Source organism: Streptomyces sp. CB02056 (assembly GCF_001905545.1).
Classification (GTDB): domain Bacteria; phylum Actinomycetota; class Actinomycetes; order Streptomycetales; family Streptomycetaceae; genus Kitasatospora.
This window is the reverse complement of sequence record NZ_LIPD01000008.1, coordinates 363,346-376,330: the sequence shown is the minus strand read 5'-3', so window position 1 is coordinate 376,330 and position 12,985 is coordinate 363,346. Positions and strand designations below refer to the sequence as shown.

General features: G+C 72.7%; 15 protein-coding genes. 8 read left to right on the top strand and 7 right to left on the bottom strand.

The window, feature by feature from the left end:
• Positions 1 to 21: 21 nt before the first annotated feature.
• The 3 genes from hemC to hemB all read left to right on the top strand — a co-directional run bounded on the left by hemC (position 22) and on the right by hemB (position 3,733).
• Positions 22 to 1,029, top strand: coding sequence for a hydroxymethylbilane synthase (gene hemC / locus AMK13_RS24030; RefSeq protein WP_049650476.1), 1,008 nt, complete (start codon positions 22 to 24; stop codon positions 1,027 to 1,029).
• Positions 1,026 to 2,678, top strand: coding sequence for a uroporphyrinogen-III synthase (locus tag AMK13_RS24025; RefSeq protein ID WP_049650477.1), 1,653 nt, complete (start codon positions 1,026 to 1,028; stop codon positions 2,676 to 2,678). The genes hemC and AMK13_RS24025 overlap by 4 nt, the downstream gene beginning before the upstream one ends.
• 74 nt (positions 2,679 to 2,752) lie before the next feature.
• Positions 2,753 to 3,733, top strand: a complete 981-nt coding sequence (gene hemB / locus AMK13_RS24020; protein WP_074004018.1) for a porphobilinogen synthase — start codon at positions 2,753 to 2,755, stop codon at positions 3,731 to 3,733.
• Between the two features lie 87 nt (positions 3,734 to 3,820).
• On the opposite strand, the gene AMK13_RS24015 is transcribed toward hemB, so the two are convergent.
• The 3 genes from AMK13_RS24015 to AMK13_RS24005 form a co-directional block, all read right to left on the bottom strand.
• A complete protein-coding gene (locus tag AMK13_RS24015; protein WP_049650479.1) occupies positions 3,821 to 4,090 on the bottom strand; it encodes a hypothetical protein in 270 nt (89 codons plus the stop codon).
• Between the two features lie 191 nt (positions 4,091 to 4,281).
• Complete coding sequence (locus tag AMK13_RS24010) at positions 4,282 to 4,626, bottom strand: rodlet layer protein (RefSeq protein ID WP_074004017.1); 345 nt, start codon at positions 4,624 to 4,626, stop codon at positions 4,282 to 4,284.
• Positions 4,627 to 4,710: 84 nt separating this feature from the next.
• Positions 4,711 to 5,055 carry a hypothetical protein gene (locus AMK13_RS24005; RefSeq protein ID WP_049650481.1) on the bottom strand — a complete coding sequence of 115 codons (345 nt, stop codon included), beginning with the start codon at positions 5,053 to 5,055 and terminating at the stop codon, positions 4,711 to 4,713.
• A 298-nt stretch (positions 5,056 to 5,353) separates the two neighbouring features.
• Between AMK13_RS24005 and AMK13_RS24000 the strand changes: the two genes are divergently transcribed.
• Positions 5,354 to 6,019, top strand: a complete 666-nt coding sequence (locus AMK13_RS24000; RefSeq protein WP_074004016.1) for a hypothetical protein — start codon at positions 5,354 to 5,356, stop codon at positions 6,017 to 6,019.
• Positions 6,020 to 6,112: 93 nt separating this feature from the next.
• Here AMK13_RS24000 and AMK13_RS23995 read toward each other — a convergent pair whose 3' ends face one another.
• The 3 genes from AMK13_RS23995 to AMK13_RS23985 all read right to left on the bottom strand — a co-directional run bounded on the left by AMK13_RS23995 (position 6,113) and on the right by AMK13_RS23985 (position 7,225).
• The gene (locus AMK13_RS23995) at positions 6,113 to 6,490 is read right to left on the bottom strand and encodes a hypothetical protein (protein WP_079272386.1); all 378 of its coding nucleotides are present in this window, start codon (positions 6,488 to 6,490) and stop codon (positions 6,113 to 6,115) included.
• Between the two features lie 112 nt (positions 6,491 to 6,602).
• Positions 6,603 to 6,872 (bottom strand): chaplin, encoded by a 270-nt coding sequence (locus AMK13_RS23990; RefSeq protein WP_049650484.1) that lies wholly within the window; start codon positions 6,870 to 6,872, stop codon positions 6,603 to 6,605.
• Between the two features lie 110 nt (positions 6,873 to 6,982).
• Positions 6,983 to 7,225 carry a chaplin gene (locus tag AMK13_RS23985; RefSeq protein WP_074004014.1) on the bottom strand — a complete coding sequence of 81 codons (243 nt, stop codon included), beginning with the start codon at positions 7,223 to 7,225 and terminating at the stop codon, positions 6,983 to 6,985.
• 571 nt (positions 7,226 to 7,796) lie between these two features.
• Here AMK13_RS23985 and AMK13_RS23980 point away from each other — a divergent pair.
• From AMK13_RS23980 to AMK13_RS23960, 4 genes are all read left to right on the top strand, one after another.
• Complete coding sequence (locus AMK13_RS23980; RefSeq protein ID WP_049650486.1) at positions 7,797 to 8,036, top strand: chaplin; 240 nt, start codon at positions 7,797 to 7,799, stop codon at positions 8,034 to 8,036.
• Between the two features lie 243 nt (positions 8,037 to 8,279).
• Positions 8,280 to 9,953 (top strand): RICIN domain-containing protein, encoded by a 1,674-nt coding sequence (locus AMK13_RS23975; protein WP_234348284.1) that lies wholly within the window; start codon positions 8,280 to 8,282, stop codon positions 9,951 to 9,953.
• Between the two features lie 228 nt (positions 9,954 to 10,181).
• Positions 10,182 to 11,462, top strand: coding sequence for a glycosyltransferase family 39 protein (locus AMK13_RS23965; protein WP_049650487.1), 1,281 nt, complete (start codon positions 10,182 to 10,184; stop codon positions 11,460 to 11,462).
• A 63-nt stretch (positions 11,463 to 11,525) separates the two neighbouring features.
• Positions 11,526 to 12,017 carry a MarR family winged helix-turn-helix transcriptional regulator gene (locus AMK13_RS23960; RefSeq protein ID WP_049650488.1) on the top strand — a complete coding sequence of 164 codons (492 nt, stop codon included), beginning with the start codon at positions 11,526 to 11,528 and terminating at the stop codon, positions 12,015 to 12,017.
• A gap of 103 nt (positions 12,018 to 12,120) precedes the next feature.
• Here the strand turns inward: AMK13_RS23960 and AMK13_RS23955 are convergent, their stop codons facing one another.
• Positions 12,121 to 12,603, bottom strand: a complete 483-nt coding sequence (locus tag AMK13_RS23955; RefSeq protein ID WP_074004012.1) for a hypothetical protein — start codon at positions 12,601 to 12,603, stop codon at positions 12,121 to 12,123.
• Between the last annotated feature and the right edge of the window lie 382 nt (positions 12,604 to 12,985).

Genomic DNA, 12,985 nt, shown 5'->3' with positions numbered 1-12,985 from the left:
TACCACCGGGACGATCACCTCATGAATGGTCAACCGATCACGGAGCAGCCCTCGGCCACCGCGGCCCTGCGGCTCGGCACCCGGCGCAGCGCCCTCGCCATGGCGCAGTCGGGCATGGTGGCCCGCGAGGTGACCAGGGTCACCGGGCGCCCCGTCGAGCTGGTCGAGATCACCACGTACGGCGACACCTCCCGGGAGTCGCTGGCCCAGATCGGCGGCACCGGCGTGTTCGTCTCCGCGCTGCGCGACGCGCTGCTGGAGGGCCGGATCGACTTCGCCGTGCACTCGCTCAAGGACCTGCCCACCGCCGCCCCCGAGGGCCTGGCGCTGGCCGCCGTCCCCGAGCGCGAGGACGTCCGGGACGCCTTGGTCGCCGCCGAGGGCCTGGCCCTGGAGGAGCTGGTCGAGAAGCTCGCCGGCGCCGGCCGCCCGGCCCGGATCGGCACCGGTTCGCCGCGCCGGATGGCGCAGCTGAACGCCTGGGCCAGGGCCCGCGGCGCCCAGCTGGAGACCGTCGCGATCCGCGGCAACGTGGACACCCGGATCGGCTTCGTGACCAGCGGCGAGCTGGACGCGGTGGTGCTGGCCACGGCCGGCCTGAACCGGCTCGGCCGCAGCGCCGAGATATCCCAGCACCTCGACACCGAGGTGATGATCCCGGCCCCCGGCCAGGGTGCGCTCGCGATCGAGTGCACCACCGCCGACGAGGAGCTGACCGCCGCGCTCGCCGCGCTGGACCACGCCCCCACCCGGGTCGCCGTGGCCGCCGAGCGCGCCCTGCTGGCCACCCTGGAGGCCGGCTGCTCGGCACCGGTGGCCGCGCTGGCCACCTGGGGCCGGGAGAACGAACTGCGGCTGGACGGCGTGGTCGGCGACCCCGACGGAACCGCCCTGCTGAAGATGTCCGCCAACGGTCCGATCGTCCTCGACGAGACCGCCGAGCAGCGGGCGGCGGCCCTCGGCCGCACGCTGGCTGACCGGCTGCTCGCCGCGGGCGCGGCCGCCCTGATGGGGGAGCGAGCCCGATGAGCCCCACCACCGCCGCCACCGACGCCCTGTTCCCGGCGGGACAGCCCGCCACCGGACGGTGCACCTTCCTGGGCGCGGGCCCCGGGGACCCGGGGCTGCTGACCCTGCGCGCGGTCGAGGTGCTGTCCACCGCCGACGTGCTGGTCGCCGACCCGCTGACCGCCGCCGCCGTGCGCAGCCACTGTCCGGCCGGCGTGCAGGTGCACGCCCCCGCCGCCGAGGGCGCCGACTTCGACCTGGCCAAGGTGGTCGCCGAGGCCGTCCGCTCCGGCAAGCACGTGGTGCGCACCGTCGACGGCGACCCCGGCCTGGACGGCTGCGCCGCCGAGGAGATGCTCAGCTGCGCGGGCGACGGGATCCCGTTCGAGGTGATCCCGGGCGTCGCCCAGTCGGTCGGCGTCCCGGCGTACGCGGGTGTCCCGCTGCGCGCCGGTTCCGGCACCGACGTGCGCTTCGTGGACGGCGCCGCGCTGCTGGCCGGCAGCCCGGTCGACCTGGGCGCGCCGGAGACCACCCTGGTGGTCCGCACCACCCTGGGCCAGCTGCCCGCCACCGCCGCCGCGCTGGTCGCGGGCGGCCGCAAGCCGGAGTCGGCGCTGAGCGCCACGCTCTCCGGCACCACCACCCGCCAGCGGACCTTCACCTCCTCGCTGTCCGGCATCGCGGCGGACCTGAAGGCCGCCCGGGTGCTGCCCTCGCCGGTCTCCGCCCCGGTCGACCCGGCCACCTCGGTGATAGCCGTGGTGGGCGAGCAGGTCGCCCACCGGGCCTCGCACTCGTGGTTCGAGACCAAGCCGCTGTTCGGCTGGAACGTCCTCGTGCCGCGCACCAAGGAGCAGGCCACCGGCCTGTCCGAGCAGCTGCGCTCGTACGGCGCGGTGCCGCAGGAGGTGCCGACCATCGCGGTCGAGCCGCCGCGCACCCCGCAGCAGATGGAGCGGGCCATCAAGGGCCTGGTCACCGGCCGCTACGAGTGGATCGCCTTCACCTCGGTGAACGCGGTGCGCGCCGTCCGGGAGAAGTTCGAGGAGTACGGCCTGGACGCCCGCGCGTTCGCCGGGATCAAGGTCGCGGCGGTCGGCGAGACCACCGCGCAGGCCCTGGTGGACTTCGGCGTGAAGCCGGACCTGGTGCCCTCCGGCGAGCAGTCCGCGGCCGGGCTGCTGGAGGACTGGCCGCCGTACGACCCGGTCTTCGACCCGATCGACCGGGTGCTGCTGCCGCGCGCCGACATCGCCACCGAGACCCTGGTGGCCGGCCTGGTCGAGCTGGGCTGGGAGGTCGACGACGTGACGGCGTACCGGACGGTGCGCGCCTCGCCGCCGCCGGCCGAGACCCGCGAGGCGATCAAGGGCGGCGGCTTCGACGCGGTGCTGTTCACCTCGTCCTCGACCGTCCGGAACCTGGTCGGCATCGCGGGCAAGCCGCACAACGTCACGGTCATCGCCTGCATCGGCCCGGCGACCGCCAAGACCGCCGAGGAGCACGGCCTGCGGGTCGACGTGATGGCCCCGGCGCCGTCGGCGGCCGCGCTGGCCCAGGCGCTGGCGGACTTCGGTGCCAAGCGCCGGGACACCGCGACGGCCGCCGGTGAGCCGGTCTACCGGCCCAGCGAGCGCCGCCCCGGCTCGCGTCGCAAGGCCCGCTGAGAATTCTTAACTATGCTGCCGGGGGCGGCCGTTCGTCGCCCCCGGCACTGCACAACCGTTCGGAGAGAGAAGCCGTGTCCGCTGAATTCCCGTACGTTCGCCCCCGCCGGCTGCGCCAGAGCCCGGCGATGCGCCGGCTGGTGGCCGAGACCCGGCTGCACCCGGCGGAGCTGATCCTGCCGCTGTTCGTCCGCGAGGGCGTCAGCGAGCCCGTCCCGGTGACGTCGATGCCGGGCGTGGTCCAGCACACCCGGGACACCCTGCGCAAGGCCGCGGTGGAGGCGGCCGAGGCGGGCCTGGGCGGCCTCATGCTGTTCGGCGTCCCGGAGGTGCAGGACGCCGTCGGCAGCGAGGGCACCAACCCGGACGGCATCCTCCAGCAGGCGATCCGGGACGTGGTCTCCGAGGTCGGCGACTCCCTGGTGGTCATGTCGGACCTCTGCCTGGACGAGTACACCGACCACGGCCACTGCGGCGTGCTGGCCGCCGACGGCAGCGTCGACAACGACGCCACCCTGGAGCGCTACGCCGAGATGGCCCGGGTGCAGGCCGACGCCGGCGTCCACCTGGTCGGCCCGTCCGGCATGATGGACGGCCAGATCGCCGTGGTCCGGCGGGCGCTGGACGAGGCCGGGCACCAGGACGTGGGCATCCTCGCCTACACCGCCAAGTACGCCTCGGCCTTCTACGGCCCGTTCCGCGAGGCCGTCGGCTCCTCGCTCAAGGGCGACCGCAAGTCCTACCAGCAGGACCCGGCCAACGCCCGCGAGGCGCTGCGCGAGCTGGAGCAGGACCTCGCCGAGGGCGCCGACATGGTGATGGTCAAGCCGGCCATGGCCTACCTGGACATCCTGCGCCAGGTCGCCGACGCCTCCCCGGTGCCGGTCTCCGCGTACCAGGTGTCCGGCGAGTACGCGATGGTCGAGGCGGCCGCCGCGAACGGCTGGATCGACCGGGAGCGGATGATCATGGAGACGCTCACCTCGATCCGCCGCGCGGGCGCCGAGCAGATCCTCACCTACTGGGCCCTCGAAGCCGCCGCGATGCTCAAGTAGCGGACCGTGTACGGCGGAAGGCCGGGCCGCTCCCGTGGGGGAGCGGCCCGGCCTTCCCGGTTCCCGCTAGGCCGTGTCCGGCAGGCCTCAGAAGCCCACGTCGCCGGCGTGCCCGAAGCCCGCGCCGCCGCCGACCAGGTCGGTCGAGGTGGCGGCGCCGCCGCCGAAGCCGCCGGCGGCGGTGTCCCCGGCGTGGGCGAGGCCGAAGCCCCCGCCGGCCAGGAACGGCTGGTCGGCGGAGGCGACGAGCTCGCCGCCGCCGACGAAGCCCACGTGGGCGAAGGCCGGGGTGGCGGCACCGGCGAGCGCCAGTGCGGCGGCGGCGGTCAGGGCGGCCTTGGCCAGCTTGCTCTTCATGGAACTGCCCTCTCTCTGGGAGCGCCCCCGCGGGCGCTCTGACACGTGTTCACATCCGGCGGTCCGGACCGGCCCGCCGCTCACCCGGCCGGACCGCGCTGCGGCGGTCGGCCGGACACTTCGTCCGCACAGCCCGGAGGGCCCGGGGAGGTGTTCCTCCCCGGGCCCTCCGACCGTGCCGTGCCCCGTGATCAGCCGATCAGGTGCGAGACACCCGCGTCGCCCGTGGACTGGGTGTTCTGGCCGACGTTGCAGATCTGCTTCGGCTGGTTGTTCAGGACCGGGACCTCGACCGGAACCGCGATGCCGATGACGGCGACCGCGATGTTGTGGACCTCCGGCAGGCAGATGTTCGGGTTGTCCAGAACGTGGCTGTTCGGGCTGCCGTTGCCGGCGGTGCCGGTGTGGTTGGTGCCGCCGTTGCCCTGGACGGAGGTGGCGGCGCCGTCCGAGTCGACGATGGCGGAGGCCGAGCCGGCGGACATCGCGAGGGCGGCGGCGGCCAGGCCGGCGGCGGCGAGGGACTTCTTGATCATTTCTGGTTTTCCTCTCGGGGTGAATCGGGGGGCGATTCGAAGGTGGAACAGCGGGTGGTGCAGGGAGATCAGGGCGGCGACCGATCAGCCGATCAGGTGGGACACGCCGCCGTCGCCCTGGCTCTGGGTGCCCTGGCCGACGGTGCAGTACTGCCGACCGCCGTTGTTGGCGATCGGGACCTCGACCGGGACTGCCACACCGAGCACGCCGACGGCGATGTTGTGGATCTCCGGCAGGCAGATGTTCGGGTTGTCCAGGAAGTGGAAGTTCGGGCTGTTGTTCCCGACCGTGCCCGTGAAGTTGGTGCCGCCGTTGCCCTCGATCGAGGCGGCGGCGCCGTCCGCGTCACCGATGGCCGAGGCCGGGCCGGCGGCACCGGCCAGCGCGGCGACGGCCAGGCCGGCGGCGGCGAAGGACTTCTGGATCATGGGAGATCCCTCTCTGAAATTCTCTTTGGATTCCTTGCGTACGGCGCTGAGAACGCTCAGACCCGGTCGGCAGTCACTGACGTTCAGATCAAAGAATGACGGCACGGAAGGTTACGGGGATTCTGGAAAAGAGTCCCGGAGGCGCGACGGTCAACGGAATCCGGTCGGATTATTAAGCCGAACCGGTTAACGGCCGCAATCCGAGCTCCCGGTCACTCGTTGAGCAGAACGCTTTCCGGCTGCGCCCCCGCAGCCGCTCCCAGTGATCCCCAGTACGGACAGCAGAACGGTGAAAAGCATGAAGTTCTCCAAGCGGGCCGGCGTGATGCTGCTGGCGGTCGGTGCCGGTGTGCTCGCCTCCCAGGGGGCGGCCTGTGCCGCCGCCCCGATCGGCCCCGACCAGGTGGGCGCCCTGGAGGACTCGCTGGCCACCCAGCAGGTCCCCGCGGACATCCCGCTCGCCCCACTGGGCAGCCGCCTCACGGCCGGCATCCCGACCTCGCTGCTCATGCCGCCGGCGCCCGGCCGGACCACCAGCTCCGACGGTGCGCTGCTCCCGGAGCAGATCGTCCCCCAGCTGACCACCGGCAAGGTGGGCCCGAGCGCCAAGGCCGAGCTGCCGCTCCCGCTGGTCGACCAGGGCGCCGACCTCGGCAAGGTGCTGCTGGACGCCCCGGCCGCCCCGCTGCACGCCAAGACCCCCGGGCTCACCCTCGGGCAGCCGCTCTCGCTCGCCCGGGACGGCGCCGGCCAGCTCGCCGACGGCCGGCTGAAGGTGGACGAGATCGACCCGCGGCTGGTCTCCGGCGCGGTGCAGGTGATCCCCGGGGCCAAGGCCAGCCTCGGCGGCGACGACAGCCGGCTCTCGCTCACCGACACGGCGGGCGCCCTGGCCGGGACCACCACCACGACCGCCACCACCGTGGTGGGGCAGACCGGCCTGACCGACCTGACCCAGCTCTGACCCGGCTCTGACCCCGGGATCCCATCCGGTACGAGAGCCCGGCACCCCGGCCGCGCGGCGGGATGCCGGGCTCTCGCGCGCCCGGTGGGGTGCTCAGCCCGGCAGGACGCCGGTCAGCCCGCCGACCAGCGGGAGGTCCTTGACGCCGCCGCCGGCGCTCAGCGGGCCGGTGAGCGTCCCGGTGCCGATCGCGGGCAGGCCCTGGTCCGGCTGGAGGGCCGCGCCGTTGTTGAGGAAGTCGGCCGAGGAGTTCGCCCACGGGTCCAGCCGCAGGCTCTTGATCGGCGCGATGCCGTAGCCGAGGCCGGTGGTCGTCCCGCCCAGCGCCTGGCCCAGGTCGGTCTTGGTCAGCTTGGCCGGGCCGGCCGGGGCCTCGCCCGGGGCGGTGGCGGCCTGCGCCGAACCGGCGCCGAGCAGCACTGCGGCACCCACGGCGGCGGCCAGGCCGGCCGCGCTCTTCTTCGAAACCATCGTGATCACCCTTCGGTGGATCGGAGGTACCGGACGGTTGTCCGGAGACGCCGAACTGCCCCCCGGCCGACTGGTCGGGGGGCAGGACGGCCGGTACGCGTGCCGATCGGGATCAGCAGTCGTCCGCGGGCTGCGGGACGGCCTCGACGTTGGCGCAGGCGTTGCCGAAGGCCGGGTTCAGCAGGCCGATGACGTTGATGCTGTTGCCGCACAGGTTGATCGGCACGTGCACCGGGATCTGGATCTGGTTGCCCGAGACGACACCGGGGGAGTTGGCGGCCACGCCCTCGGCGCCGGCGCTGGCGGCGGCGGAGCCCGCCGCGCCCAGCACCAGGCCGGCTGCGGCGGCGGACAGGACGGCGGCCTTCTTCATGTTCTGCATGGGGGGTTGATCTCCTCGATCACACACGGGTGGAGCGTGCCGCGCCCCGGCGCTGCGGGGCACGGCACGGGCTCGGCGAATCAGCTGTCGCCGGTGCGGCGACGGCCGGTTCAGCCTTCGTTGACGCAGGCGTTGCCGAAGGCCGGGTTCAGCAGGCCGATGATGTCGATGCTGTTGCCGCACAGGTTGATCGGGATGTGGATCGGGATCTGGATCTGGTTGCCGGAGAGCACACCGGGGGAACCGGCGGCGACGCCCTCGGCACCGGAGCTGGCGACCGCACCGCCGGCGGCGCCGAGCACCAGGCCGCTGGCGGCCAGCGACAGGATGGCGGCCTTCTTGAAGTTGCGCATGTCATTCCTCCGATTTCTGCCCGACGGAAGGGAAATGTCGGGAGTCGGGCGAGCACGAATACTCACCCGAAGGCTGTAGGGATTTCCGTGATTGTCACTCGGGCGGCGCACACCGGCGTGTTCCGCCCATGGCTCGGGCGTGGCCGCGGCGGCCGTGTCGCGATGCCCCGCGAAGCGATTCCCGCACGGCCGGGAAAGGCTTCGGACAAAGGCGCGACGGTTGGAATTCCGGTCAGGCGTTCCGGCACGGATTGCCGGACGCCGGGTAGGGGAGGCCCGCCGCGCCGACCGAGCCGCCGGTGGCCGCGATGCCGACGACGGCGTGGGCGTGCTTGCGCATGGGCGGTACTCGATTCGTGCGTAGGGGCCGGTGGAGACCGGGTTCCATCAGGGAGAACGAGGCACCGCGGGCGGGGAAACGGTCGGACCCTCCGATCACCCGAATGCCCGGTCCGCGGCGCCGTTGGGCCGGATGGGTGACAGTGCGGGGAGCGTCGCAACCGGTCCGGTGGGGTCTCGTTCTAGATGTCGCACTCCCCGTGCATATCTGTCGAACAGTCAGGAGGCTCGTATGAGCATCAAGAAGACCGCCGCTGTCGGCGCGGCCGTGGTGGGCATCGTTGCCACCGGCGCCGGTACCGCGATGGCCAGCTCCGGCGCCCAGGGCGTTGCCGCCGGTTCCCCCGGTGTCATCTCGGGCAACCAGATCCAGGTCCCGGTGCACGTTCCGGTCAACGTCTGCGGCAACACCATCGACATCATCGGCCTGCTGAACCCGGCCTTCGGCAACAAGTGCGCCAACGTGGGCTGAGCCCGCACCCGGTTCGGCCGGTGCGAGCCGCCGTTCCGCGCTTCCCTCCTGGGGCGTGGGGCGGCGGCTCTTCGTCGTGCCGGGGCGGCGACGCACCGTCAGTTCCCGGTGGTGTCACAAGCCTTGTTGCGTTACTTGTCAGTACCTAGAATGCGAGACCTGCTCACCTTTCCTGCTCCTCTCTTGCTCCGCGCCGCTCGGCGCCCCGCCCGGGCGGCCCCCCACCCCCGCAAGGAGACGCGTGTGACCAGGTCCCCACGGTCGGCGGCGCGGCGGACGCGCACCGGGTCCTCCCGGTGCGCCGCACTGCTCGCCACCGGAACCCTCCTCGCCACCCTCGGCCTGGCCGGCGCCCCCGCCGCCCTGGCCGACCCCGCCCCGGCCGCGCCCGCGGCCACCCGACCGGCCGCGGTCGTCGCCCTCGGCGACAGCGCCATCTCCGGGGAGGGCGCCGGCACCGACACCAACGACGGCTACTTCCCGGAGACGGACAGCCCCACCAACTACTGCCACCGCCACCCCAAGTCGGAGATCTTCGTCACCGACATCCCCGGGGTCACCCCGATCGACCTCGCCTGTTCCGGAGCCCAGACCGGCGACCTGGTCAGCGACCCGGAGCTGGCGAAGGTCACCGGCCCCGGCAGCGGCGACTTCGGCGAGCCCAAGCAGGACGTCAAGCTGGCCGACACGGCGGCGAAGTACGACGTCAAGATGGTCGTCGTCACGATCGGCGCCAACGACGACTTCGACTTCAGCGGCATCATGATGCACTGCCTCGCGCAGTACTTCCCGATCCCCAAGGACCAGGGCTGCCGGGACACCATCGGCAGCGACGAGATCCGCCGGCGCGCCAAGGGCGTCCAGCCCAAGGTGGTCGCGGCGCTCCAGAACATCCGTCAGACCATGCGCCGGGCCGGCTACGCCGACTCCTCGTACCAGCTGGTCTACCAGTCGTACTTCAACCCGATCACCCCGGACATCCGGCGCAACGACTACCTCGGCAAGGTCGCCGACGGCTGCCCGGCCTTCCCCGAGGACCTCGCCTGGGGCCACAACTGGGTGGTGCCGACGCTCAGCGACGCGCTGCGCGGCGCGGCCGAGCAGGTGCCCGGCGTCCGGTACCTCGACCAGCGGCGGGTCGCCTTCGGCCACGAGGTCTGCGCGGAGTGGACGAGCTCCCCGTACGAGTACACCAACGGGGACGTCATCAACCTCTCCGAGTGGGTGCGCAACGGCTGCGACTCGCAGATCGGCATCCCCGGGCTGTGCATGAACATGGTCCGCCAGTCGTACCACCTGCGGGTGGCCGGCTACCGCGGCGAGGGCGTCTGCCTCGGCCAGTTCTACGCCCGGCCGGAGCTGGCGCAGGCGTACTGCACCCTCAACCAGCAGAACACCACCTCGATCCAGCCGCTCACACCCGGACAGCCGTTCGGCGACGTCCCCGAGGACGGCGCCTGGTACCAGCTGACCAACGCGGCCAGCGGCAACGCGCTCGACCTCACCGGCGGCGGCAGCTACGGCGACTCGACCAACGGCCGGGCCGCGATCACCTATCCGGCCACCGGCGGGCTCAACCAGTCCTTCGTCCTGGAGGCGAAGGCCGGCGGCAGCTACGAGCTCGACTTCAGCGGCAACCGGAACATGTGCCTGGACGCCAACGCCGCCTCCACCGCCCCCGGCACCCGGATCCAGCAGTGGGGCTGCACCGGCGGCGGCAACCAGCACTGGGTGTTCAAGCCGGCCGGCAACGGCCGCTACAAGATCGCCGACTCCCAGGACCAGGGCAAGGTCCTGGCCGCCGGCGCCACCCTCGACGCCAAGGGCAACCCGTACGTCGAACTCGCCGCCGACACCGGCGCCGCCGACCAGCTCTGGCAGCTCACCAAGCTCGGCATCGTCTACGTCCACGGCTGATCCGCCCCGCACGTCCTGAGGCCCCCGGCCGCCGCCGCCCCCACCCGGGCGGCGGCGGCCGCGTGCACGACCGGGCCGGTGTGGTGCTCGGCACGGGTGGCGTGGTGCTGCGCGCCGGTCCGGAGGGCGCCAGGGGCCGTCGGTTCGGGGTCGTGCCGTAGGCTCACGGGAAAATCGTTGCGCCGGAGCCGCGCGGACTACGAGCGGGGCGGGGAGTACCCAGACCAGATGAGCACGGCATCGAGCACCGAGTCGTCCAGCACCCAGCCCGGAGCGCCCGGGGCGGCGCCCGCGGAGGCCCCCGAGGAACGGACGGGCCCGGCGTCCGGACGGTTCGGGGCACTGGTGGACCGCTTCGCGCCCGCGCTGGGCGCGTACGCGGTGGTCAAGGCCATCGGCCTGACCGTCTTCCTGCTGCTGCTCTCGCACACCGGCGACTACCTGAAGAAGCAGCCGGGCCGCGGCGGCGGCGCCCACGCCTGGGACGTGCTGGGCACCTGGGACGGCATCTGGTACCAGCGGATCGCCGAGAACGGGTACAACCCGCAGCTGATCCCGCTGCACGGCTTCCCGCTGGCCACCTACTACGAGAACTCGGCCGCCTTCTTCCCGCTCTACCCCTGGCTGATGCGGCTGGTCGGCGCCGTCACCGGGCTCGGCCCGTACGGCTCCGGGATCGTCGTCTCGGTGATCGCCTCGCTGGTCGCCGCGGCCGGGATCTTCGCCGTCGCCGAGCGGCTGGGCGGCTTCCGGGCGGGTGTGATCGCCGCGGTGCTCTGGGGCCTGTTCCCGGGCTCTGGCGTGGAGTGGGCGGTCTACTCGGACTCGCTGTTCGTCGCGCTGTCCGCCTGGGCCTGCTACTGCGTGATGACCCGCCGCTGGGTGGCGGCCGGCCTGCTGGCGCTGGTGGCGGGCCTCAACCGGCCGACCGCCGCCGCGCTGATCGCCGCCGTCTCGATCGCCGCGCTGGTCGCGCTGGTCCGCCGCACCGACGGGGTGGCCCGCCCGCTGACCGCGATGCTGATCACCCCGTGGGGCCTGATCGGCTACGTCGCCTGGGTCGGCTGGAAGATGGGCGACTGGGGCGGCTACTTCAAGCTCCAGCAGGGCGCCTGGAACCGCTACTTCGACGGCGGCGCCTCCACCCTGCGCACGATCATGGACGTGATCACCGGCCACTGGGACTTCTGGCAGTCCAACCCCGTCCCGGACCTGATCGCGATCGCCCTGCTGATCGCCCTGCCCGGCTTGCTGGTGCTGCTCTGGCGCACCCGGCCGCCGCTGGTGCTGTGGGTCTACACCGCGCTCACCATCATCACCGCGCTGAGCAGCAACCAGATCTTCGGCAACATCTCGCGCTACCTGCTGCCCGCCTTCCCGCTCTGCATCGGCCTGGCGGTGGCGCTGCGCAAGCTGCGGACCTCCTCGCTGGCCGGGCTGCTGGCCATGCCGGTCCTCGCGGCGGGCTGGTACGCGGGCTATGCGCTGTTCGAGTTGGGCATCCCGTAGACCCGGCGTTGGTTGGCAACGGGATCATCCGGCAGCAGACGGGCCGTTGCTAACCTCGGACGTATGACGACGACCCCGCCGCCCGTGCGCCAGATCCGCGACATCTCCGGGCTGATGGACCACGCGAGCCACGTGCTGGCCACCCGGATGGCGGCCGCCTTCACCGAGCTCGGGATCACCCCGCGCGCCTACTGCGTGCTGTTCCACGCGCGGGCGGGCGAGCGCACCCAGATCCAGCTGGCCGAGCTGGCGGACCTGGACAAGACGACCATGGTGGTCACCGTCGACGAGCTGGAGAAGGCGGGCCTGGCCGAGCGCCGCCCGTCCGCGACCGACCGGCGGGCCCGGATCGTCTCGGTCACCGAGGCGGGCGAGCGGGCCGTGGTGCGGGGCAGCGCGATCGCCGACCGGGTGCACCGCGAGCTGCTGGAGTCGCTGCCGCAGCCCGAGCGCGAGGTGTTCCTCTCGGCCCTGACCCACCTGGTGGACGGCCACCTCGCGGAGCCCGTCGAGGTCGAACGCACCGTCCGCCGCGCCCGCCGTTCCCGGGGATAGTCGCCGGAACCGACCGTCCGTCAACTCGCTTGAATGCGACCGGTGTTCGAAGGGTCAGTCTGGATCCGGCCCGCGTTCGAACGGCGGACCGGACCCCGGGGTGCTACGGCCAGACCAGGCAGTACAGCTGGTGCCCGGCCTCGTGCAGCCGGTTGGCGAAGTCCTGCCACTCGTGCAGCATGCTGTAGATCACGAACGCGTCCCGCGGCCCGCGCCGGTCCGGCACGGTGGACCAGATGAAGGCGGCGGCGCCGAGCTCGGTCTCGTCGGCCTTGCGCAGCGGCTCGACGACGTTGTGGGGGAGCTGGACGACGGCGTAGTCGGGGTGCAGCACCACCAGTTCCAGCGGCGGCACCTGGTGCAGCGGGACACCCTGGATGCCGGTGAGCACCATGGCGCTCATCGTCTCCGGTTTGATCTTGGTGGAGAGGTGGCCGGTGGGGGAGCCGCTGGTCTCCATCAGGTCGCCGAGGCGGCCCAGTGCGCCGAGCTCGCCGGCCTCCAGGCCGAGCCCGCCCGGCCCGAGGGCGGTGGGGACTCTGGCGGCCGTCGCGCGGTCCGGGGCTCCGAAGTACTTGTAGGTCACCCCCACGCGTCCCTCACCCCGCCTCTCACCGCCGCGACGACCACGACCCGTACCCGCTCCCGTACCCCCGCGTGCGGTCTCGGCGGGCCTGCGGGAGCCCCCCGCGGCCTCGTCGTAACCGTCCTGCGCCTCGGACACTCGGACCATCCTCACCGGAATTCGCCGGAATCGACAGACCCCCGCACGTCCGGCGCCCACCGGACGTGCTCCTTACCCGTCATGCGCCGCCGTACCCATTCGCGGTACGCGGCAGTCCTCTCCACACCCCTGCACACAGACCGGAGGTCCTGTGCACTCTGTGTACACAGTCTGACTGGTCCCCGGTCCGGTGAAGTCAGCGGCCCCTGCTGTACGGACAACCGTACAGACAACGGTGCCCGGA